This window comes from Nostoc sp. FACHB-892 (assembly GCF_014698795.1).
GTDB lineage: Bacteria > Cyanobacteriota > Cyanobacteriia > Cyanobacteriales > Nostocaceae > Nostoc.
Window position 1 is genome coordinate 1 of sequence record NZ_JACJTR010000065.1, and the last position, 24,757, is coordinate 24,757.

Annotated in this window: 17 protein-coding genes and 1 pseudogene; 13 read left to right on the top strand and 5 right to left on the bottom strand. The window is 40.5% G+C overall.

The annotated features are described in order from the left end of the window. Positions 1-159: 159 nt before the first annotated feature. The 5 genes from H6G96_RS36525 to H6G96_RS36545 form a co-directional block, all read right to left on the bottom strand. Positions 160-432: a hypothetical protein gene (locus H6G96_RS36525; RefSeq protein ID WP_190918889.1), complete on the bottom strand. Its 273-nt coding sequence runs from the start codon at positions 430-432 to the stop codon at positions 160-162. Between the two features lie 483 nt (positions 433-915). Then, positions 916-1,158 (bottom strand): hypothetical protein, encoded by a 243-nt coding sequence (locus H6G96_RS36530; RefSeq protein WP_190918891.1) that lies wholly within the window; start codon positions 1,156-1,158, stop codon positions 916-918. After that, entirely contained in the window at positions 1,145-1,354 is a 210-nt protein-coding gene (locus tag H6G96_RS36535; protein WP_190918894.1) for a hypothetical protein, read from the bottom strand. Before H6G96_RS36535 ends, H6G96_RS36530 begins: the two co-directional genes overlap by 14 nt. A gap of 130 nt (positions 1,355-1,484) precedes the next feature. Continuing rightward, positions 1,485-2,507, bottom strand: a complete 1,023-nt coding sequence (locus H6G96_RS36540) for a hypothetical protein (protein WP_190918897.1) — start codon at positions 2,505-2,507, stop codon at positions 1,485-1,487. Positions 2,508-2,519: 12 nt separating this feature from the next. Beyond that, entirely contained in the window at positions 2,520-2,897 is a 378-nt protein-coding gene (locus tag H6G96_RS36545; protein ID WP_190918900.1) for a hypothetical protein, read from the bottom strand. 65 nt (positions 2,898-2,962) lie between these two features. On the opposite strand from H6G96_RS36545, the gene H6G96_RS36550 reads away from it, so the two are divergent. The 13 genes and pseudogenes from H6G96_RS36550 to H6G96_RS36610 all read left to right on the top strand — a co-directional run bounded on the left by H6G96_RS36550 (position 2,963) and on the right by H6G96_RS36610 (position 24,623). Continuing rightward, entirely contained in the window at positions 2,963-3,121 is a 159-nt protein-coding gene (locus H6G96_RS36550) for a hypothetical protein (protein WP_190918923.1), read from the top strand. 472 nt (positions 3,122-3,593) lie between these two features. Then, positions 3,594-4,703, top strand: coding sequence for a type I restriction endonuclease (locus H6G96_RS36555; protein ID WP_242063571.1), 1,110 nt, complete (start codon positions 3,594-3,596; stop codon positions 4,701-4,703). A gap of 113 nt (positions 4,704-4,816) precedes the next feature. Further along, positions 4,817-5,221 carry a hypothetical protein gene (locus tag H6G96_RS36560; protein WP_190918903.1) on the top strand — a complete coding sequence of 135 codons (405 nt, stop codon included), beginning with the start codon at positions 4,817-4,819 and terminating at the stop codon, positions 5,219-5,221. 298 nt (positions 5,222-5,519) lie between these two features. Next, positions 5,520-12,230, top strand: coding sequence for a type I polyketide synthase (locus tag H6G96_RS36565; RefSeq protein WP_190918905.1), 6,711 nt, complete (start codon positions 5,520-5,522; stop codon positions 12,228-12,230). 47 nt (positions 12,231-12,277) lie between these two features. Further along, positions 12,278-13,210, top strand: a complete 933-nt coding sequence (locus tag H6G96_RS36570; protein ID WP_190918908.1) for a 4'-phosphopantetheinyl transferase superfamily protein — start codon at positions 12,278-12,280, stop codon at positions 13,208-13,210. A 125-nt stretch (positions 13,211-13,335) separates the two neighbouring features. Beyond that, positions 13,336-14,826 (top strand): SDR family oxidoreductase, encoded by a 1,491-nt coding sequence (locus H6G96_RS36575; RefSeq protein ID WP_190918910.1) that lies wholly within the window; start codon positions 13,336-13,338, stop codon positions 14,824-14,826. 68 nt (positions 14,827-14,894) lie between these two features. Further along, positions 14,895-15,932, top strand: a complete 1,038-nt coding sequence (locus H6G96_RS36580; protein ID WP_190918912.1) for a fatty acid desaturase — start codon at positions 14,895-14,897, stop codon at positions 15,930-15,932. Between the two features lie 388 nt (positions 15,933-16,320). Beyond that, positions 16,321-17,355 (top strand): acyl-CoA desaturase, encoded by a 1,035-nt coding sequence (locus H6G96_RS36585; protein ID WP_190918914.1) that lies wholly within the window; start codon positions 16,321-16,323, stop codon positions 17,353-17,355. A gap of 321 nt (positions 17,356-17,676) precedes the next feature. After that, the gene (locus tag H6G96_RS36590; RefSeq protein ID WP_190918916.1) at positions 17,677-18,867 is read left to right on the top strand and encodes an ABC exporter membrane fusion protein; all 1,191 of its coding nucleotides are present in this window, start codon (positions 17,677-17,679) and stop codon (positions 18,865-18,867) included. Continuing rightward, positions 18,864-20,021 carry an ABC transporter permease DevC gene (devC, locus tag H6G96_RS36595; RefSeq protein ID WP_190918918.1) on the top strand — a complete coding sequence of 386 codons (1,158 nt, stop codon included), beginning with the start codon at positions 18,864-18,866 and terminating at the stop codon, positions 20,019-20,021. The genes H6G96_RS36590 and devC overlap by 4 nt, the downstream gene beginning before the upstream one ends. Positions 20,022-20,029: 8 nt before the next feature. Next, positions 20,030-21,019: a hypothetical protein gene (locus tag H6G96_RS36600; protein ID WP_242063572.1), complete on the top strand. Its 990-nt coding sequence runs from the start codon at positions 20,030-20,032 to the stop codon at positions 21,017-21,019. Positions 21,020-21,559: 540 nt separating this feature from the next. Beyond that, positions 21,560-22,493, top strand: a pseudogene (locus H6G96_RS36605) (IS982 family transposase). 483 nt (positions 22,494-22,976) lie between these two features. Beyond that, positions 22,977-24,623 (top strand): hypothetical protein, encoded by a 1,647-nt coding sequence (locus tag H6G96_RS36610; RefSeq protein ID WP_190918920.1) that lies wholly within the window; start codon positions 22,977-22,979, stop codon positions 24,621-24,623. Positions 24,624-24,757 lie beyond the last annotated feature (134 nt).

A 24,757-nucleotide genomic window follows, 5' to 3' on the forward strand; every position in this document is an offset into this window, starting at 1 on the left:
AGAGGCACCTATAGGAGAACGCCCATTGCTACCCTGAAGTATGAAGCTATCCGCGCCACTACCACCTGTGAGAACATCAATATCCTGACTTCCGTATTGGGAAGGATTATAACCGACACCTCGAAAAGCCTCCCCAATCCCATCAATAATATCATCACCTCATCCGCCATTTAAAATATCACTACCAACAGAACCAAACAATGCGTCGTTGCCCTCTCCGCCTAATATAATATCGTTGCCATTTCCACCATATAACCCTCCAGATAAACTAACTCCATCCAAAAAAGAGCTATCGTCACCAGCCCCTCCATCTAAAAAGTCGTTACCACCAATCCCCACTAAATAATCATTACCACCAAAGCCAAAGATCGAGTCGTTATTACTTGTATCCTGTAGTTGGTCGTTTGATTCGCTACCTAAAATTAATGTCATATGTCTTGATTCCTGCTATGAATTTGTTAACGATTTTTCTGAAGCTGCTAGCTCTGCTTCCACTAGGACTTGCATATAAATCAGTTAATTCATTGCAAGTTTTACGCACCAGCTACTCTAAATTTACAAAAATTTATCTCGCTGCGCGAGGAAGGCAGTTCTTGCTGAGGGCAGGAGGATGACGCTTTGCTCAAGTCGGGGAACCCGCCCACGCAAGTGTCTCCAGAAGGTTGGATTGTTGGTTGAATAGCCTTATTGCCTTTTTCGCATTTGGGTGTTAAGACCCTCGTTACAGCGCTTTCGGCTATTATGCAATATAGTTTTCTCCTTGCCCCTCTCCTATCATTGCTTTCAGCTTTTAGGATGTACTTCATAGCTGCCAGAAGTGCTATATCGGGAGAAAACCAAGTCTCTAGTGTTGAAGTGAAAGCGGATCAAGAAAACGAAAGTTCCGCGCCGTCCGTGTCACAAGCTGAAAAGTGGTCACATGAAGCGATAGTTGCAAGGTCGAAGATTCGACCTGTAAGAAGGGAAAAACTGAATCGAGCGGCGAATTCGGGGGAGAATCCGGGTTTTGACTTTTTGCAGGAGTGCTGGAATGACGATCCGGCTTTGCAGATTGTGATCAAGAAACTGGTGGCGAAGTTTCCGCAGTGGAGGGTAGCAGTTGTTCATGGGGCGTTGGTGAAGTGCAATGAGTAGCGATCGCACTTCAACTACTAGCATATTGCAATACTCGTTTCCATTCCCAACGCCAAGCCGTCTCTAACAACATTTCCTTGCCGTTGGTGAATTGGATGAATTCTTGCCCAGTATCATAAAATACGTCAACAACCAGCCGATTACGTACATCATTACCCCAATTTGGAAACTGCGGCATTTCACTATCCTTGCCCCAGTGATTCCAAATGAATTTCTTCATTCATGGCTCTTAGCCAGTTGTCTGCCCATGAATCGAAAACAGGGTATTGCTTACAATACACTGTTTTATAAAGTATGGTATGTTGATAAATTAAGCATATTAAGGATGATAGAACTTGTTTAGTAAAAAACTAAAAACATGATATTAATTGATAATCATCATCCCAATGAAGTTCATTAAATTTATGTAGCAAATTACTATCTTGAGCAACAAAGAGAGAATTTCCATAGTCTACTCTGTCTCTATCAAATCCATAAAACCACCTACTGGCTGAAATAATATCTTGAAGATAAATCAAATCAGAATAGCTATTATAGTTTTCTGTTTTTTCTAGCACATTTTGCAAAAATTCCAAATCTGTGCCTTGCGAAACAAAAATAAACGTATCTGGTTCTTGTGTAGATAACATACACATAGATTCAAAAGACTTTCTATCAAGTGGCTGATAAACTTTCAATGGTCTGTCTGGCTTTATTCTCAAAGTTAAAGACTGAATAAATTGATACTTAGCTTCCTCCCATGAAAAGGTAGAAAATGTCTCTTCATCGAATAATAAATCAGTAATTAACCAAAGTGGTGTCACTTCACATCTACAGATGTCCCAAAGCCGTAAAGCTGGTTTTTGATAACCACTAAAGAGTATAGCTTTGATTAAGTGACTAAAATATCTTGTATTTTCATAGCTTGAAATAACTGTATTATAAATCTGAGGATTATTCAAATTTCCTGTTTGATTCAGTGGACTAGATAAGTGTTTAAGAAATCGGTCAAAAAGATGAGGTTCTTTTGATAAAAAGCCAAAACTTAAAAATCTTTTTGGTCCAGCCCAAGGGAAAATAGACCACGAATATTTGGTTGAAAGCCAATTTAGTGACGCGTCAATTTCCTTAAATGAAGTTTTGTGTTTAGAACTAGTATATACAGGTATACTTGGGAAGTTTTGAGCGTCAGATTTAGTTAGAAATGAACCATGTATATACCAAGGTTGAGGATACCAATAGCCTGAGTGTATTGGTAAATTATCTAAAGATTGTAACCGATTTTCTTGCTGATCGACACAAATCCAAACATCAGAAAGATTATCCTTTAAAAAAGAATTTAGCCTTTCTATTAATAGTGGGCGATAGTCAATGAAAAAGGTTATGTAATACATAACTTTATACTCTTAGTTTCTAGGTACATGATAATGAAACTGTCCATCTTGCCAAACATCATGATTTTTGCCATCTCCCTCAGGTGTGTGATTAAAGGCTCCATAGTCCATTCTGAAGAACTGGAGACTAATATCTTTGCCTGGTTTTAACACCATGCCCATGTCGAATAGTCGATCTGCCTTATTATTAGTCACAATCGTAACCGGTCTTTTTTGAATTTTTAAACCTGTAGGAATCGATAGCCCTTTAGGAAAAATAGATGGGGGATAAAAAGCAAACACAGATGTAGACGAAGAAAAAAACTTTTTAAAGGTTACTAATTCAGAAGGAAGCTTTCTAGTAATTATTGAGTTAACAACTCTATTTGCATTTGCACGTAAAGAAATCATTGCATCATCGAAATCGGCGAAGTTCCGCTACTTATGTAGTTTAAACGCGAATGGAGAAACTGAAGATGGCTTCTCTGGTTGGGGAAAATCCTGGTTTTGACTTCCTCCAACAATGCTGTGATGATGACCCCGCTTTGCAGATTGTGATCAAGAAATTGCTGGCGAAGTTTCCGCAGTGGGGGATTGCGTTTGTGGATGGGGAGTTGGTGAAGTGGAATGAATAGCGAAAAAACTTCTTCCTCAGTACACCCAAAAGCCTTATAAATAAGGAATTTGCGCTTATCTTAGTGCCATTCAACCCTTATACTACTATTCGTATTGTATTTTCCTACACTTGAAATGTCTCGGACACACCACCCATTGCAACAATGGGGAGTTTCGCCTAACACGCCTGGAATATCTTGAAGCACTGCTTTATGCCATCAAGAAAGCACAGGAGAAATAAAAGTTTAGTTCATGTGATTATTCCCATACAAGATATATTGTGGGCATCGCAGCAAAAACTCTTAGTTACGAATTGTCACAGGAATATTAGACGGCTGATCCATGCAATAGGTAACTTTCCGACTACTGCCTTCACGAAGCATAAGTCAACTGCGTCGTTGCTTTCGGATCGAGCCTAACAAACAAGTGATAGTTACTGGGGAAACCTAGGAATACTTTTATTAGATCAAAAGTATCACACATCTTTACAGTATGGGTTTCGCAGAAGATTTAGTTAAATTATCCGAAAAAGTTAATAAAAACCTTCCTATCGTTATAGGAGAAGAAAACACCAAGGCAGCTTTTATTTCTCCATTTTTAAGTATCTTAGGCTACGACATTACCGATCCAAGCGAAGTTAGACACGAATATTTCGCGGATTTTGGCACCCCTACAAGAGTAAAACAACCAAAGAAAGTAGACTATGCAATCGCAATTAACAGCAACATCGTTATGCTGGTTGAAGCGAAGTCTTGTAAAGAAAAACCAGAAATACACGACGGACAACTTAGAAGTTATTTCAATGCTATTTTAACTGTTCAAATTAGCGTTGTTACCAATGGGGTTGAATATCGATTTTTTACTGATTTAGAAAATCTTCACATGATGGATAAGGAAGCGTTTTTCACCTTCAACATCCTAGACTACACCTCAAAAGATGTAGAAAATCTTAAACTTTTTCACCGAGATAATTTTGATGCGTCTAGCATTAAAAATGATGCTGAAGAAATGCTTTATTCCCAAGGGATAAGTGAGTTAATAGATGGGCTTTTAGTATCTCCTTCAGATAAATTTGTTCATTTTTTAATTAAAGAACTTGGTACAGTTGCACCAAAATTTGATTTTCGAGGCAGTGTAGTGAATGCACGAGTAATTAATAGATTTAAGCCTATTGTTAAACGTTCGCTCCAATCTAGTTTACTATCTTTGATTACTCGGTCTGTCAATCAAGAAATGACTCATCCTGCTGATGACCAACCTTTGACACGTTCAGAGCATATAGACCCAGATATTGATAACAATTTAGATGCTGAAGAAAAAGCCGATGTTATTACAACCCAGGAAGAATTAGCGGCCTTTAACAGAATTCAAGCAATCACACAAACTTCTACTAAATTCAATATTGGTATCCAACATAGAGACACTGTTTCTTACTTTGGGATTAATCTCGGTAAAACAACATGGTGGTTTTTGCGATTATATCTATCATCAGGCAAGAAAAGTTTTATTGCTAGGATAAGTGCTGATGAAGCAAAGATATTAGCGCCTGATTTTGTGATTCAAGATGTGCCTGGATTAATTCTGAGATGGTGTCTAAAATAAAAATTGATTCAGTAAATGATTTTGATAGACTTAAGCCTCTAATTTTGCGATGTTATGAAATTGAGGCGACAAAGCACTAATTACGCTTGAATCTGTAACCTCCCCTTTATACCTTGATGGTCTATTTTGCTACAACAAAATTAAGCAGACTGGAAGCCCTCTCGCATTTAACTTCTGCTCATGTTCTGCCAATTTGTTTAATCAATGATTGTGATGAGGAAGTGAGAGACTCTCATGAGGCTACTTGTTCCGCCGCGCCCGTCGCCCAAAATGAATTTTGTTTAAGTTCAGCGATCGCTAATCAAACTCAGGGGCAGGTAGAACAAGATTATTTTGCTACGTTGTTAGTTGAAAATTCAGTTTCGGGTGTAGAAATCAAAACAGTTGATGAGGGTGAAAGTTCCGCCGCACCTGTCACCAGCGCTGAAAAATGGTCACATGAGGCGATTGTTGCGAGGCCAAATATGCGACCTGTAAGAAGGGAAAAACTACTTAGGTTGAAATTCAAATATTTATAAGTTCCATATAATCGCTGATGTGCTTAGTTAAGCAATAAAGCTATTAATATATCCAAGTTAACTATAGCTTCAATTTCTGCCGCGCAAGTTTTTCTTAGTGCTATGCCGGGTACTTTGTCATAGATATTGCCTCATCTATTTCTTTGGAAAATGATAATATTTTTTAGTGAAAGTGAATTTAGAAATCAAGATGAGTATAGTAATCCTTCTTTTGACTAATGATGATGTTGAACAAAACTGCTAGTTCTCAAATACTTGTTTATATTTTCGGTCGGTAAAGCTTTAAAAGGAGTTAGACATGAGCTACATAGCTGTTCCGTATCAGATTCATTTTGAAGACACAATGGCCTATGGTTCTCATCATTATCTGACTAACTTTCGATTTCAGTGTATCGCACGGGAACACTTCTTTTTCGGTGGACTGTTTGATAAAGAAACTTTTCAAGATGTTGTTATTCTAACCCAGCAAGGATATAGCCGGAATATGGCACCTGTAGGACTGGGTGAGCGTGTAGCTATTCTTTTAACTTTTGATGAGCCAACAAGGTCTACTACTCGATTGTGTTTTCGGGTGATTCGTGAGGACGGAACACCTGTTTGTTGTGGATATCAAGTGCTTGTATTCACTTCCAGAATCACAGGTGAACTGATTCCTATTCCGCCTGTACTAGGTGATTATGTGATGCAAAACTTTGGTCTAATTGAGCGGTCGTTAGATTCGCCGTTTGCAGAAAAAGTAGTAGCAGGTGGAAAGGAGATTAAAAAGATTTTCACGCCAGAAGTTTGTGAATTAGGTAAACTCATAACTAGTCAAAATCTAGCTAAAGACCCTTCGGGAGTGCAGATTGTAGATACTTATATTTCAACATTAGATAAAGTCAATATTACAAAAGTAAATCCTTTAGCTCAAAATAAAATAGTCTTCACATTCCCCGGTCAGGGAGCTTATGATTACCAGACTTTACAAACTCTCTATCAGAACTATCCTGCTAAAAGGTCGCTATTTACTAAGGCTGATGAATTAACTCAACGTTATTTAAGTTATTCCTTTTTAACATTGATCCAAGCTCAGTCCAATGACGAACATCAGTTTTTGCTGCAACAATGTCCAGACCTTGATCAAATAGGCATTTTATTGACAAATATCATCATTGCCGAACTTTTGATTGAGCAAGGACTGCACCCAGATATTTTGGTCGGACATAGCTTTGGAGAATTAACCGCCTTGACCATTGGCGGTGTTTTTGACTTTGAGACAAGCGTCAAAATCGTATGCCAACGGATACAAGTTCTACGTAATTTTGCCAGCAGTATTGGTGGTATGATGGCGATCGCCTGCGGTGCCCAACGGTTAACGGAACTTTTTAACGCCATTCAGAAAACTGCTTTAACAGTAGCGGTAATCAACCATCCACAGCAAATTGTCGTGTCTGGAATCCACACAGAACTCCAGCAGGTTGAATCTGAGCTAGTTCGCCAAGGTATTGCTTGTACTTTTCTCAAAAGCCGATATCCTTTCCACTCAGATTTGTTAACTCTAGCAGTTGAATCTTTCCGCTCAAGTTTACAGCACTTCTCGTTTCAAACACCAAAAATCCCAGTATATTCACCAATAAATAAAGTTTTTTACAGTGCAAATACTGATTTCCCCCAAACTCTAGCTGCACATTTCATCCAAGTCGTTAACTTCTCTCAAGCTGTGAAAGTACTCCAGCAACAAGGCGTCCATTCGTTTATCGAGTGCGGTGCAAGCAGAGTGTTGACAAAGTTAGTGCAAAAGAATTTGCCATCTGAACCAGAAGCGATCGCCCAGTCTGTAATGTCTCCCGATGGAAATATAATTCAAGGATTGCAGCACATTCTACAGACATATTCTGGACAGCTATCTGATCCACAACCGACACCAGAAGTTAATGAAAAAGTCCGTCCCCTTGTAGATGAAGCTTTTGGGTATGGGAAATGGGAAATGGAGTTTAGAGAAGTAACGACTTTTAGCTCCGCAGCATTATCATCAGACTCAGACACTCTTGTTACTAACGTTCCTATTGCTATTGTTTCTATGGGTTGCTTGCTACCTGGAGCAGATAGTCCCGAAGAATACTGGCAAAATATTCAAGATGGAGTCAGCGGAATTGTCGATTTAGGCCTCATCGATCCCTTTTTAGTACCAGACTTTATGTCTGATGGATCTGTGATTGCTGAGAAAACCTACACTTTGCTCAGTGGCAGAATCAATCAGGTGGAATATGAAAAAGGTATACCGTATAGCCTGGAAGAATTCAACAAGTTGACAAGAGGTCAGCAGCTACTTGCTAAAGCATTAGCTCAGTGTCTCAATCCTATTCATCAGCAAGTATCTGCTACTAAAACAGTACATTGTCTTCTTGGCTCCACGGCTGACGGCATCAAAGAGTACGATGAAGCTCTGTTTGCTGAAAGCTTAAAGTACTTCGTTGAGCAACTCGATGAACCAGAGCAGTTGCGTGCGGCTTTTAGCAATTCTCTAGAAACGCTGCTAGGACGTAAAAGTGGAGAACACGAATTTCTCGCACCTGACCTCTGTTACAAGCGCGTAGTCGAGAAATTTTTAGGAAATCATGTAAAAACCTTACTCTTAGATGCCGCCTGTGCTTCTTCCCTTTACACCGTTGACATCGGCATCAAACTACTACAAAACCATGAAAGCGACTTAGTACTATCCGGGGGTGTATTCGCGCCAGGAGTAGCGATGAACTGTCTATTTGCTCAGTTCAAAGGTCTTTCCGGCACAGGTAGCCGTCCCTTCGATGCTACCGCAGATGGAGTAGTTTTCAGCGAAGGAGCGGCTATTTTAGCACTCAAACGCTTGCCTGATGCGATCGCTGCTGGAGACCGCATCCACGGTGTCATCCGTGGTGTTGGGACATCAAGCGATGGTAAGAGTGCTGCTGTGAATGTACCTACTAAAGTTGGTCAAGTATTAGCCTGTCAGCGAGCTTGTGAGAACGCCCAGATAAATCCGAATACGATTCAGTACATTGAAGCTCATGCAACTGCTACACCAGTTGGCGATGGTACAGAGTTTAAGTCGCTGTCTGAAGTGTTCAATAAACGAGAAGCAAATTTACCGCCAATTTATTTGGGTAGCGTCAAAGCTTTGATTGGTCATACTGGCTGGGTAGCCGGAACAGCTTCTATTATCAAAGTTTGCCAAGCTTTAAAAGCCCAAACTATTCCACCTCAGCATAACTACCAATCACCCAATAAAGATATTGAACTCCAAGGTTCTTCCTTAGCCATCCCGACAACAGCACTGTCATGGCCGAATAACATAGCCGGACAGCCCCGCCGTGCAGCAGTAAATGGCTTTGGTTTTGGAGGTACTAACGCCAACTTAATTATTGAAGCTTATGATGCTAATTACCATCAGCAGTTTTGTCCCAGTTCTAGACCGAATACTGATTCTGTACGGAGACCACTCGCTTTGGTAGGAATTGGTACTTTATTTCCATCGTTAAACGCGCTACAAGGAAATTCAGTCCCGGATGTTCGAGTCAAGGAGTTTGCGCGAGAGGAACTGCAATTGCCAGTCAAGCGACGGCTATTGCCTGATGTGAAAGATCGCATGGATGCCAGTCAGTATCTCAGTGTGATGGCAACTGAAAAAGCACTCCGAGGTCTGGGAGAAAAAGCATTAGCTCTGCAAAGTAAAACTGGAGTTGTAATTGGGATGCCTGGGAAAACTGGTCGAGGCATTACCGCCAACGAGCGTCTGTTTCTAGATCGACTCCGGAGGCTTTTACAGTCCAAGCCTGCACATTTCTCACAATCAGATATTGATTTTGAGCGTCTTTGCCAAAAGCTATTTACTGCCATCGAGCAAGCCAATCTTCCCTCATCTCCATATACCTTGATTGGTTCAATGCCTAATATTACTGCTGGTCAAGTGTGTAACCTGTTTAATTTCAACGGGCCTAACATAGTCATCGATGCAGGCATTGATTCCTTACTAGAAGCCTTACGTATTGCAGAGTTGATGCTGATGAGTAACGACTGTGACCTCATTTTAGCTGGCAGCATAAATGGCTATGTTGGTCATGGGGCACATACTTCAGGTAAGGATATGCCTACAGGAGAAGCAGCCTGTATGTTAGCACTAACCACAATTGAAATCGCACAGTCTCACGGATTCCCTATCTTATCTACCTTGGATGTCAATACATCAGGAATTCAGGAATCTATCGTTGAAGTAGCGGGTTCAACTATTCCTATAGATTTCTATGGAGCTACTGGAGTCGTGGAAATTGCACGATCTGTAGAGCGTGTTAGTCAAAGCTGTGAGGTAGTTGCAGTTCAGTGGAAATCCGCAAGCCAAGGACAAATAACTTTTTCACCTTTCCCTACTCCTCAACAAACGTCAAACGAACAATATTTAGGGACACAGGATATTAATTCTCAGCCCTTACTTCAAACGCCCACCCATTTTTATACATCCTCTCTGTTTCCGGCTACTGTAGAAAAAATCGATGTGCCGCGTCCCCTGGAAAAAAGGCAAATTCTCTTCTTAACAGACCAGCCTGAGTTGTGGACAGCATTAGCTCAAACTCAGATGCTAAAGGATTTGAACTATATAGTTGCCTGTCCAGCCAACAAAGCGATTGCAGGTGCTATCCAAATCGATTTGACATCTGAGGATGCCATCAAAGCTACAGTTCAACAACTAGATTTTAGTCGCTACGACACGATTGTGGCGATTAAAAACCTCAATGCCATCAGCGACGAGCAATTAATCTCAATAGATGACTCGGATTTCTTGCTCAACCTACTGTTTGCGGTTGTCCGCCACTCTTACCCCCAGCTACAAACTGGAAATACTGCCCTAGCGACACTGTGCCTGAACGCGTGGAAAACCGGACAACTTACCCCCTACACTGGTTTGCTAGCTGGTTTTATCAAATCAGTTGCTCGGGAACTGCCAAAATGTATTTGCAAGAGTATTAACACGGATGCTGCAAGTATCAAAGATGCTTGGCAACAGTTAGATACAGAGTTAAACTCTCAACCAGGTAAGCCAGTAGAAGTATCTTACCTAAATGGCGATCGCCAAATTTTCAAGCTGGTGTCTCTACCGGAAGTGACCAAAGACCATACTCCTATTCTTAACCAGAATTCTGTTGTTATCACTACAGGTGGTGGACGGGGTGTAACAGCAGTTTTGATGGAAGAAGTACTGCAACGCTTTGGCTGCACTGTAGTGTTACTAGGTCGTACTGACCTAAAATCTGTGCCTATCGAGGTTTTGGAACTAGATGAAGCTGGCTTTGCCCAGTATGAGAGTCAATTTTACCAAGAACAATTGATGCGCGATCGCTCGCAAAAAATGCCAGCACTCAAAGCCCAGATAGAGTATTATCAGGCTGCCCGCGAACTTCACCATACCCTTAAACATCTGTCAGCATTGCCAGGTCGGTTTGAATATGTCAATGTCAATATCACTGATGTGGAAGCTGTAAATCAGGTAGTAGCAAAAGTAGTCAAAACTTATGGACGAATTGACCTCGTAGTTCATGGGGCTGGCATTCAAACATCTAAACTTTTGCCCAAGCGTACATTTACTGAATTTCAACGTATTCTTGCTACAAAACTATCTGGGTTGAAAAATCTGTACAATGCCTGCCGTCAATATCCTCCAAATAACAAAGTCCACTTCCATTTATTGACCTCTGCATTCAGCTACATTGGTAACGATGGTCAACCAGACTATGGGGCTGCTAATGAATTTATGAATCGCTTTGCAGCCTACATGGATAGTTCTCTTCTGACTGGTAGTTGGTCAACTATCGCTTGGCTGGGTTGGGCAGGTATTGGTATGACCCGTGGTTCGGAATATGCTGTGCTGTCTCAAGAACGAGGACTTCATGCAATCCAGGCTCAAGAAGGACAACAACTTTTCTCTCTGCTGCTGAATGGACAAGCTACTGCACCTATCAATGTGCTATTAACTGAGGGTGAGAAAAACTACTATCAAATTGATGTAGTTACAGCAGAAAATAATCTATCTCCAACCTTCAACAATGGTTTTGCAAAAGTTGAAAACAAGCTAACGAATGAAACAGAGAAAAGTATTTTAATTCCCCATCAAGAACACGTTGTAAATAGCCAAAAACTTACCGATGAACGCCAGTGGTATGTGAGCATTGAAACCGCTCCTTATCTGTTAGACCATCTTGTAAATAATGTTCCCACCATGCCAGCAACATTTGAACAAGAGTTGGCAACACAGGCAGCACAAGCACTTAGACCAAACCTGCAACTGATCGCCATTGAAAATAGTAAATTTTCGAGATTTATTAAACTTTTCAACGAGCAAGAAATATTACTCAAAACCCAGGCAATAATTGTTGTAGAAAACAATGATGAAACTGTCATCCACGTCAAGTTACTATCAGATTTTATTCACAAGAATGGAACTTTACTACAAAAAGATTGTGTTCATTGTGAAATGGATATACGGCTAGCTGCAAATACCCAACCGATAGTAGGCCGTTATGGCACCTGGAACGGGTTTGAGGGAGAGATGATTCAAGAGCCGTATATGCACCCTAACTCTCCGGTGAGGCTCAAAGGTATCTTTGATTGTATTAACAATATTGTGATTGGATCTAATCGCAGACGGGCTAAGTTCCGATTAAAGAATACAACTCAACTACATTTCACATCTGATTTTTGCACACCCGCAATTTTAATTGATGCCATGTTGCGAGTAGCAACCAGCAGCGGCGACACTAACGATTCCAGAGCAGTCTTTGTACCTCAAGGATGGAAAAAAATTACTCTGACACCTGATTTAAATGATTGGAAACTCAATCAACTGCATCAAGATTTATTTCTTGTTGGTTCTAACTCTCACAAGACTGGGGATACGCTTTATTGCGATTGGCTGCAAGTAATGGATGCGAGCGATCGCGTTTTAGTTTTGATGGAAGAAGCGATCGGTTTACAAAAAAGTACACAACTGGCTCGGCTATAAAAATCAAACCTGAAATCAAAATAATGCCTGTGTAAAAAACCTCACTCATGCCACCATTAACCACTCACTTACCTGAATTTGCTAAATGTCTTCCTTGGATTGCTGCCATGCACATTGATATTGGTGGCCAACTGGCTGTCCATGCTGAAGACTATCTATCCCCAAAAGAACTGGCTCATTTTCACCAATTTAAGCATCTCAAGCGGCGTCATGAGTGGTTCACAGCCAGACTTATCTGCAAATTATTATTTAGCCGCTATCTGAGTAATACTCACCTTGCAAACTCCAACTTTGTCTGGCCACCAACCATCCAAAAGTTCGGATGCAATGATATTGCTACAGTTTTGCCAATTGTGTATCGCTCTATTGAAGTATTGCCGCCTAACCTTAGCTTAAAAGGAGCATCACAGTTATTTTGGCAAGGCAATATTCTTTCGACAATATATCTTTCCATTTCTCATGCTGGCGGTTGGGCGATTGCTAGCCTTAGTTCTTCTGGGCCAGTCGGCTTAGATGTGGAGGAGCCTATTTCCCACCGCCCAGATTTTTACGAATCTTATTTCTCGACACAGGAAACATTATGGGTGCAGCAGCAAATAAAAGATGACTTAAGCATTTCTCAGCTATATACACTCCTATGGACGCTCAAAGAGTCATACCTGAAAACAAGTATATCGCCAATAAATAACATTTGCGATTTTGCTAACTTAGAACTCAAGATTGATGCATCTTTATTTACTGTCTCAAAACATTTGCCAGAGATAGAATTTAATCCCCAACTGCACATTTTGAAACTTCAGTTTAGTTATGCCAAATCTACATTTGTACCCTACGCTGCATTTAGCATTATGCCAAATCTAATTTTGAGTATGGTAGCTTTTGAGTTAAATACTCACCTAGAGGATATTTTCAAAGTATTACGCGAAGATAATTCGTTAATACACAAACAAAATTACCTCAATCGTCTAACACAAAATTAAGGGTTTATAACCCAGTCCGGTGGGTTTTGTCTATATAGCTACATCTGTAGTAAGGGCTAAAGTCGGATAGCTAAATAAATAACTTGCTTCATAAATAAATTCCTTCAACTACTAGGAGATTTTTCATGTTGATACAAAATATTCAATTATCAGCTACTAACTCTGAGCTAACATCTGTATTAACTAATGTGCAACGTGTCTTTGCTGAAGTTACTCGTTATCCACTAGAAATTTTAGAAGCACAGGCTTCTTTAGAAGAAGATTTAGGAATTGATTCCGTCAAACTCGGAGAAGTATTTTCTGTTCTCAGAGAACACTATAAATTACTACCGCTAACTCAGTTGAATATTCCTCAACAACAACTACGCACTATCTCTGATGTTGCTATTGCCATTAGCCAATTTGTTGTACCTGCTGCAATTGAACCATCATTAATTCCTAATCATCAGTTAGAGCCAATATCATCACCTGTTACCTCCGATTTCATATCTGTATTGACTAATGTGCAACGTGTCTTTGCTGAAGTTACTCGTTATCCACTAGAAATTTTAGAAGCACAGGCTTCTTTAGAAGAAGATTTAGGAATTGATTCCGTCAAACTCGGAGAAGTATTTTCTGTTCTCAGAGAACACTATAAATTACTACCGCTAACTCAGTTGAATATTCCTCAACAACAACTACGCACTATCTCTGATGTTGCTGTTGCGATTAGAAAGTTTGTTGTCAACAACGATTTTCCTGTGAAAGTTGAATTATCGTTACCCGAAGTTAATGGCATTGGAAAAACTGCACAATCATCCTTATCTGTTGCTAATGAACAGGTAAAATCATTGACATCATCACTATATCAAGAAAGTAACAAACCATTAGCTCACAAAATTGCCTTAATCACAGGATCTGGAAGAGGTTTAGGTAAAGTTATTGCCCACCATCTAGCAGAATTGGGTGCGACTGTTATTGTTAATTCTTTTCACTCCACTGCTAGGGGAGAAGAAACTGCGGCTGAGATTATAGCCAATGGTGGTAAGGCTATTCATATTTGGGGATCTGTGGCTAATGAAACACAACTTCATCAACTTTTTGACAAAATTGAGGCTGAATTTGGTAGACTTGACTTTTTTATCAGCAATGCTTCTAATGGAATGCTTGCTCCCTTAGAAGAGATTAAAGTAGAACATTTAGACAAAGCATTTCACACGAATGTAATTGGACTTCATCAGGGAGCGCTACGTGCTGCCAAATTAATGAAGAAGCAAGGAGGTGGAAAAATTATTACTCTTTCTACGAATGCGGCTCATCGTTACATTCCTTATTTTGGCTGTATGGCTACTGTTAAAGCTGCGGTAGAGGCATTAACGCGATATCTCGCTATGGAATTTGAGCCATATAACATACAAGTTAACTGTATTAGTTCTGGCCCCGTGTACGGTGAACTAATCAACAAATGGCCTGATAGCGAAAAGCTAATTCCTTATTGGGAATCTATTTCACTTGGTAACAAACTTTGTACGCCCGAAGATGTTGCTGATATGGTTTCGTATCTTTTGCGAGAAGAAGTTAAACGCATCAATGGCAGTATTCTCCTCATTGACGCTGGGCAATCTATCCATATGTAATTCAGGCATTTAATTAAGTCAGAGCAAGACTCAAGATAGTAAATTTTTAATTACATAGGAGCCACAATATGGAATTACATCTCATTAGAAATAAGGTTCGAGAATCCTTAAGTAGTGATGTCTTCCAACTTCAACCAATGAGAGGTGTAGTTGCTATTCTGTTGATACCTGTTGTCATAGTTTTTTCCTGGTTGATTATCCATTATTCTCCACCTTGGTATTTATGCTTACTAGTATCAATTATTATTGGTCAAATATATTTTATATGGGATCTTATCGGACATGAGGCATTACACGGTTCGATTTTTCAATCAAATTTTGGCCAGTATATCCTTGGTTATTTGGGATATACTTCATTTTTGATATCACCATTAACATGGAAATTTTGGCATTGTCAGTGTCATCATGGATATACTAATTTTGTCGAACGAGATCCCGATTTTGTCGGGACAATTGAGACGTTTTCCAAAAGCCCTATAACTCGTTTGAGAGCCATGCTTAATCCAGGGATACAAAACTGGATGAGCTACATCGGCTTTTTTTGTGGTTTGACACTTCAAGGACAATACGTGCTTTGGTTTTATGAGAAAGATTCAGATTTAGCACGCAAATTTGGATTCAATCGATTGAGAGCCAAGATTGAAACTATTTTGATGATTTTATTTTGGTCTTTCCTTGGTATGGTGATTGGCTTTCAAGCTAGTCTTTATATCATCATTCTGCCGATGGCAATAGCAAACTTTTCTCACGTAACATACATTGTCACACAACACTTTTTACGTCCTACCAACTCCAATGTAAATAATCCACTTCGGAACACAATCAGCGTCACAACACATCCGGTAATCGATTTTATTCATCTTAATGGTGGTTATCACGTAGAACATCATCTTTTTCCGAGTATGAGTCCAAAATTTGCTCCTCTAGTGAGTCAAGTTTTACGCCAAAATTTTGCTGATGAATATGTTTTACTTCCTTACTTAAAAGTCCTATTGTCTGCCATTAAAACTCCTCGGATATATTTTGACTCGGAAACTTTAATAAATCCTTCTTCTGGGGAGAAAACGCAAATTTCAGACATTATGGCATGGATGACACAGAAGTAAAGGGTTCTGTATTGAGTGAGGTATAAGAACCCCAGGGCGGACGCATCATGTCAATAAGACTAGTCTATTCTCATGGACTCAAAAACAATCTCATTAATCCCTACTTATTGACAAAGATTTTAGGGATCACTTTGAGCCTTGGAAAATAAATTAAGCCGGAAATACTGATTTTTCGTTGGGTCTTAATCTTGGTCGTGATCAAGAGTATTTTAGATGCGTTTGCCCTGATAAGAACCCCACTCCCAGTAAGAAAGCTGGAAGCTATGATGTACCTAATTTGATTATAAAAAGCGATACTTACCAGTTACACAGAATTGAATCATAAATTCTGCTGAGTGAATTATTTCTGTTAAAAATTAACACTTTTTGATTGAAGAAAAGCAACAATATGGAATTACACCTAATTAGAAATAAACTTAGAGAATCATTGCCAAGCGATATATTTAAACCGCAGCCGATCAGGGGAATTGCTACTATTTTATTGATACCTATTGTCATAGTTTGTTCCTGGGCTATTATCCAGTATTCTCCACCTTGGTATGTTTGCTTGTTGTTATCTTTTGTCATTGGACAAATATATATAATATGGGGTTTTATTGCACATGAAGCACTACATGGGGCAATTTTTGAATCTAATTTTGGGCAATATTTTCTCGGCTATTTGGGATATATTCCATTTTTCTTATCACCATTAACATGGAAGTTTTGGCATTGTCAGTGCCATCATGGATTTACTAATTTTGTGGAACGAGATCCTGATTTTGTAGGGACAATTGAAGCGTTCTCTAAAAGTTCCATAACTCGCTTGAGAGCTATGTTTACTCCAGGTACACATAATTGGTTAAGCTACATCGGCTTTGTTTGCTTATTTACCCTTGAGGGACAATATGTACTCTGGTTTTACGAGACAGATTCAGATTTAGCAGAAAAGTTTGGGTTCAATCGATTGAGGGCAAAAATTGAAACTATCTTGATGGTTTTATTTTGGACTTTACTTGGAATTATGATTGGCGCTCGCGCTAGTCTTTATATCATTATTTTGCCGATGTTAATGGGAAACTTTATTTATGTGTCGTACATTCTTACACAACACTTATTACGTCCCACTAACACTGATGTAAATCATCCATTACACAATACAATTAGCGTCACAATTAATCCAGTATTAGCTTTTTTACATCTTAATTTTGGCTACCATGTCGAGCATCATCTTTTTCCCAGCATGAGTCACCAGTTTGCGCCTCTAGTTAGCCAAGCTTTACGCGAAAATTTTGCAAATGAATATGTTTCGCTGCCTTACTTAACAGCACTTTCATTAATTATCAAAACACCTCGGATACATTTTGACTCGGAAACTTTGATAGTTCCTTCTTCTGGACAGAAAGTGAAGCTTTCAGAGATATTATCTGAGGTTGGGCAGTAATCGTAACCTACAGCAGAATTCAGGGGCAAAGCCAAAGACGCTCTGCTTGAAATCTACGGAGGTGGGTTTTGTTTGTGTAGACGAGCCAGTGCGGTCTTGGGGGTTTCCCACATGAGCAACTGGCATCGGCTCCGCCGACTTGTATCCCTACGGGAAAGCAAGCTACGCTCTTAGCGTTCCCGCAGGGTAGTACCTGGCACGCGGTTTCTAACCGCCCATTTCGCTGTGTGTAATTTGTAATTGGTAACTACTGGGTTAATCAGGCTAGAATGTTGTTTTTTCATAAGCGTAGGTGAACAAACTCACTTCTAAAAGGTAATAATGAAGGCTTTTGAAAAATCCTCTAAATTTACGTGGTTATATGTAGCGATCACAGTTGCCACTTTAGTAGCAATCATTACTAACCTCGGTATTCTTCCCAACATTTTACGCTCAAAGCGTCATCTCGAATCATCATCTGTTCCCCTAGCTACAGATTCCCCAGTTAAGGCAGTTACAGCGTTAGGACGGCTGGAACCAAAAGGAGAAGTGATTCAGCTAACTGCTTCTAGTCAGGGTAGCCGAATCGATCAATTATTAGTGAACCAAGGAGACTGGGTATCAAAGAAACAGGCAATCGCAATTTTGGATTCACGTCCTCGTCTCCAAGCTGCTTTAGAGCAAGCAATGCAACGAGTAGAAGTTACCCAAGCCCAATTGGATCAAGTTAAAGCTGGTGCCAAAATTGGAGAAATTCAGGCTCAAAAGGCAGTGATTGGCAGGCTTGAAGTGCAGCTACGTGAGGATACAGCAGCGAAGAAAGCAAATGTTACACGTTTAGAGGCAGAGGCGGAAAACGCCCAACTCGAATATCAGCGTTACGAGTCGCTCTATCAAGATGGTGCTGTCTCTACTTCGTTGCGTGATAGTAAACGCTTGATTCTTCAGACGGTTGCCCAACAACTCAAAGAAGCTAAAATTAATTTTTACCAAGCTACTGCAATATTGACTCAACAAGTCAAAGAAGCTCAAGCTACACTTGATCGCATTGCTGAAGTCCGTCCTATAGATGTACGAGTAGCGCAAACCGAAGTTAACAACGCTAAGGCTATAGTGAAACAGGCTCAGGCAGAATTGGATCTCGCCTACGTGCGGGCATCAAGGCCAGGACAGATTTTGAAGATCCATACATGGGAAGGGGAAATTGTTGATAGCAATAAAGGTATTGTGTCATTGGGACAAACCAACCAAATGTATGCGATCGCAGAAGTCTACGAAAGTGATTTACCAAAAGTTCACAAAGGTCAGCAAGCAACCATCACTAATGTCAGCGGTGGTTTTCTAACTGAAACATTACAAGGTGTGGTGGATGAAGTAGGACTGGAAGTTGCCAAAAAAGATGTTTTGAACACCGATCCGGCTGCCAATATTGATTCTCGTGTTGTTGAAGTGAAAATTCGCTTAACTCCAACAGATAGCCAGAAGGTAGCTGGGTTTACGAATATGAAGGTCAAGGTAGCTATCTTTCTATGAGACGACGAATTCCTTTAGCTTGGCTGCAATTATCGAGAGAGAAAGCTAGGATGCTGGTGGCGATCGCTGGCATTACCTTTGCCGATGTCCTCATGTTTTTACAGTTGGGATTTCGCAGTGCTTTATTTGAAGGTGCGGTAGAGATTCAAACTAGTTTAAAAGGTGATATTTTTTTAATTAGCGATCGCTACAGATCGTTAATTTCTAGAGATAAATTCACAGAACGGCGTTTATATCAGGCACTTGGCTACACGGGTGTGCAAGCAGTTATTCCCATTTATTTGGACTACGTTCAGTGGAAGAATCCAGTCAATAAGCAGATTTGGAATATGTTTATCATTGGCTTTAACCCAGATGGCAATGTGATGATGCTACCTTCTGTAGAGGCCAATTTAGACAAGCTAAAATTTCCTGATACTGTCATGTTTGATAAAGGGGCGCGGAAAGAATTTGGGCCAATTCCTCAAATGTTCCAACAAACTGGGCCCTTCAAAACTGAGATCGAAAATCGTGAGGTAGAAGTAGTTGGCTTATTTGAGCTAGGTACATCTTTTGGAGTTAACGGTCATTTGATTACTAGTGATCTCAACTTTCTACGTCTGTTTGGTCGACGGCGAGAAAAAGGTCTGATTGAGTTGGGTGTGATTCAATTAGAACCAGGAGCTAATTTAGCACAGGTTATGAAAAATTTAAAGGCAGGACTGCCAGACGATGTACGAGTGCTGTCGAAGCAGGAGTTCATCGAACGAGAGCAGGGTTTTTGGAATGCGAGTACACCTGTGGGCTATGTTTTCGATCTAGGTGCTGTGATTGGTTTTATCGTCGGTGCGGTGATTGTCTACCAGATTCTCTACAGCGATGTGTCTGATCATTTATCAGAGTATGCTACCCTCAAAGCGATCGGCTTTGATGATAATTATCTCCTTTCTGTAGTCTTTCAAGAAGCATTAATCCTGGCAGCAATGGGCTTTCTCCCTGGTTTGGTGCTTTCTCTTGGTTTTTATCAAATAACTCGTCAAGCTACATTATTGCCGATGGCAATGACGATCGGACGTGCTGCTTTTGTATTGGCTTTGACAGCAACAATGTGTTGCGTTTCAGCAGCGTTCTCGATTCGCAAACTCCAAACTGCCGATCCATCAGATATTTTTTAAATTAGGAAGTGTTTGGTCGCTCATTCTCTGGTACACCAGGATTGATTAGCTACCATGTCCGTAACCTTCATGGTTATTACAATCGCTTTTACTGGGAATCATCCACGTCTGAAGAAACCAATTCTTGTGATGAGAAAGCCGTCCACGCCGGGGAGAAAGTAAACCAGCCCGGACGGAATGAAAATCACCCTGGCGTGGAACAAATTCAGTCTGATTTGGAATCATTCCAAAAGAATGGTCAAAAAAGTGAGGATTTGCAAGGGTTTCAAAAACCTAACAACGTTTTTAACTACTCGTTAACTACCTACCAACAACCAACTAAGGTTGTTGGTATGGTAGTTGGTTCTGACGCGCCAACTGAAAATTCGCGTTTAGAGGAGACGGCTCATGCGCCCTTGAGGGGCGCGTCGCCTTCACATATCGAAAGCGCGTCAGAACTTGAAGAATTGCCTACGGCAATGGACTGCACGACGCTGACGCTTGTGGGAACTGCACTGAGTCAATCTGCTTCGTTGTTCGCTGAAAACCAAGTCTCTGGTATTGAAGCGATATACCCTCATGAAGATACTTGTTCCGCCGCGCCCGTTGCACAAAATGAGAAATCTTTAAATTCAGCGATGCCTGCGGCGGGCGTAGCCATCGCTAATCAAACACCGGGGCAAGTAGAACATGGTTATTCTGGTTTGTTGTTAGGAGAAAATCAAGTTTCTGGAGTTGAGGTGAAAGGTTGTTATGAAGGCGAAGATTCCGCCGCGCCCGTACCAAATCCTGAAAAATGGTCACATGAGGCGATTGTTGCAAGAGCAAATGCGCGACCGGAGCGTATGCAGAAACTCAAAGTAGCAGGAAATTCGGGGCAGAATCCGGGGTTTGACTTTTTGCAAGAGTGTTGGAATGATGATCCGGCTTTGCAGATTGTGATCAAGAAATTGCTGGCGAAGTTTCCGCAATGGGCGATCGCTTGCGTGGATGGTGAATTGGTTGAGTGGGAGAGTTAACAATCACACAATCACACTGCCTCAGAATATGTGCAGGTAAAGTGATTGCTACTTGACGGTGCTTATCTACTCTTGTGCAGAAGGTATTGATCAAGATTCTCTTGCATTGATACCGCCAAGCGACCAATTATTTTCTGAAAATGGGGACGCATAATCGGCGACTCGCTCCCATCCCCACTTATAAGCAGTGTCAACTAGAATTTCTTTACCATTTCGGAATTTAATAAATTCCTGCCCGTGATCATAAAATATGACTGAATCGAGCGGCGAATTCGGGCGAGAATCCGGGTTTTGACTTTTTGCAGGAATGCTGGAATGATGACCCTGCCTTACAGATTGTGATTAAGAAATTAACGTGAGTTCGACGGATAGAAAAGCCCAAAAAGCTTGCTAGATAGGAATTTGCTTAACTGGGCAGGCGAAGTGCGATGGCGCGAAGCGCCCACCGGAGGTGATCGCTAAGATTGATTGAGAATGAGCAAAAAAGGCACAAAAAAACGCCGAGACTAAAAATATCTAAGGAAAATGAGGGTCTCGGCTATGTCTACCATTGTATCTCGCCTCGATATCGTACAAATCTTCTGTGACGTAGATGATTTTTGCAACCAGTGGGAGAACTTGTGGCAACAAGTGCCACAGTTACCATCCACAAAGGGAGAGCGCCGCAGCAAATCAAAAATGCATTTATCAGAGGTGATGACAATTGCGTTAGCGAAGCTTACCGAAGGTATCGCATTTCACGGTAGTGGTTATAAAACTTTCAAGGAGTTCTACACCTTGCACGTGCTACAAAGTTGGCGTGGAGCGTTTCCCAACTTGGTCAGCTACACCAGGTTTGTGGAACTAATGCCTTGGTGTAAAATGATTGTTGTGTTGTTTTTTACATACACGCACAGGAGAGGTTACAGGGATTAGTTTTATTGATTCTACTCCGATAGATGTTTGTCACAATTGTCGCGCACACGCCCATAAAGTTTTTAAGGGGTTAGTGAAATGGGGTAAAAATTCTGTGGGCTGGCATTTCGGATTTAAACTTCATTTGATTATTAACGATTGTGGAGAATTACTGGCATTCAAGCTAACGCAAGCTTTTGTAGATGACCGTAAGCCAGTACCTGATATGACCAAAGACTTAATTGGTAAACTGTTTGGAGACCGAGGATATATCTCACAAAAATTATTTGAGGAGTTATATCAGCGAGGTTTAGAGTTAGTTACCAAATCTAAAAAGAAGATGAAAAACCGTTTGGTAAAACTAATTGATAAAATTCTTTTACGCAAACGGGCGGTAATTGAATCTGTCAATGACCATCTCAAAAATATGTGTCAAATAGAACACTCTCGACATCGTAGTGTCTTTAACTTTTTGGTCAATCTGATGGCTGGACTGGCTGCTTACACCTATTTGCCCAAAAAACCGTCGATTGATATTTACTCAAAAGATTTACCTGCACTACCTCCTGCCGTTTTTTAGCTCCGTCGAACTCACGTTAAGAAATTACTGGTAAAGTTTCCATGCTGGAGGATTGTTTACATGGATGGGGTGCTGATGAAGTGGGATGAGTAGCGTTCATCGTAGCTTGAGAGCTATGTTTGTAAAGGTTTGTAAAATTTTTAAGTTTTTGCGAAAAATTTGAGTTTGAGAATGAAATTTTATTAGGTTAATTGCTAAATAATAAAAACTTTGTAACCTGATTGATGCTTGACTAGTCTTTAATACTGGTAATAGTTGTGGAGGCGTGTAATATTTAGCTGGCGTTTTACTTGTTGAGGAAGTTTATTTTAGTATCGCTATAACTAGGAACAGTATTTTGCCTGGAAGTTATGTGTTGGCTTAAATTACCCCAGATGCCTCTATTATTAATTATTCTAATGCCAGTTTAAATGTCGGCGGTTAGTTTGCAGCAACCACTGCCTTCAATAAACCACTTATATAAAGAAAGTACCCAACAAAACAATGATGACTGGCTTTACTCAACTCAAACCCCAGTTTGTAAATCATTTAGGATTGCTATATCAAAAGTTTTATTTAATTTATTTGACTTGTGTGAATATTAATCAGCCACTTCAGTACATTCTCAAACTATGCTTTCTGGCAACAACTATTAATAGTCTAGCTGTCAATGTTGTTGCTGCTGAAGTACAAACTTTTGGCCAAGCTGGTAGAAATGGTGTAGATGGTCGGTCTGGACGAGATGGGAACTCTGCATCAGAGCAAATAATTCGCGCTAGCGAACAACTACAACCGATTGACCTCTCAGGTACAGATGGCGAAGCGGGAGAATCTGCTACCTCTGGTGAACAAGCTTCTGGATGCCAACAGCCGCAGGATGTAACAGTGAATGTATGCGGTGCTAAAGGTGGCAATGGCGGTAATGGTGGTAATGGCGGTCATGGCGGTCGTGGCGGTAATGCTACTGTTTACTTTGAGTCATTATCTCAACTCAAGAATGTGGTGTTACGTAATCGGGGCGGGAGGGCAGGTGTTGCAGGAAAGGGCGGACAAGCAGGTAGTGGATGTAACTGTACTCAACCGCGCTGGACTGTAAACTATTGCACTTGGGCATTGATGGCGCAACAAATCAATATAGCTAATGCCGAGTGGAAAGAAATTAAAAGAGAATTATTTCGCTGTTCGGGCGATGCGTTCTATGATGAACAACAAAATCGACCCCAGCAGCTTCCAAATTTAGATCCAAACTACCGCTATGGCTGGAAATATATTGGTCTATCACAGCAGAGAAATTTTACTTGTGAGAATGGCCTTATTGGTCAACCGGGACGCAACGGTAGAGATGGGGAACCTGGTAGTTACGGTCAAGTATTGTTAGTCAAGGGTACAGAAATTCCTCAGGAACAAATTAGTTATAGCAATCGCGTTAGCCTGTTAGTTGATCGAAGCATTGGGCTGATCAAGAAAAATTTGTCAAAAAAAACGGGACTACGGAGTTTACTTGGTACTGGTTCGGATGTCCAAGATAGTTATCGTTTATTAGAAACCGTCCAAAGTTCTTTTAAAGTGTCTTGGCAAACTGTTAAACGCCCACAAGATTTAGGAGATCCTCCGCTCAAAGCTGAAATTACTGAATCAGGGAAATTACAATTTTATATTCCAGGCACATTGGATTATATTCTCAATAACTCGCAAAACCAAACCGCAATTGCGATTACTGGAGGTATTCACCCTAAACGTTTAGGACGTTTTAAATTTATTGGATTTGATCGCTTCCCCGAACCCCGCAATTTTACTCTTTTAGATGAAGGTAAGCTTCTAGGCGAGTTAAAAACGGTTAAATTGACAATTATTTTGTCCCAGAACAACTCCAAAGTCAGCGAGATTTCTTACCCACTTGTTCCACATCGACCCTATCCTCACTGGGCGGATGCTTATCAGATCAATTTGGGTGATCGCTTTGATTCTTGGCTTAAACCAGGGCAACCTGTTGAGTATGAAATTCGCATTGAACAAACTACCCGTTCTGGAGTCACCTATACATCTGGAATGAAAATTGGCTTCGTTGTAGATAAAGTTTCTCATTCTCCCGATATTCAATATTACTCAGGAACGACACTAACAGATATCTTAAGGCTTATAAATAAGTAGGCAGGAGGTATCGGCTCAATAAGTCGGGGTAACGAATAAAAGTAAGAAGAGTTGCTAGCATCCGATTTCATGAGAGCTAACTATATTGTTCTAACGCAGGCATTCTATTTGAATGCAAACGCTTTACTATAAAG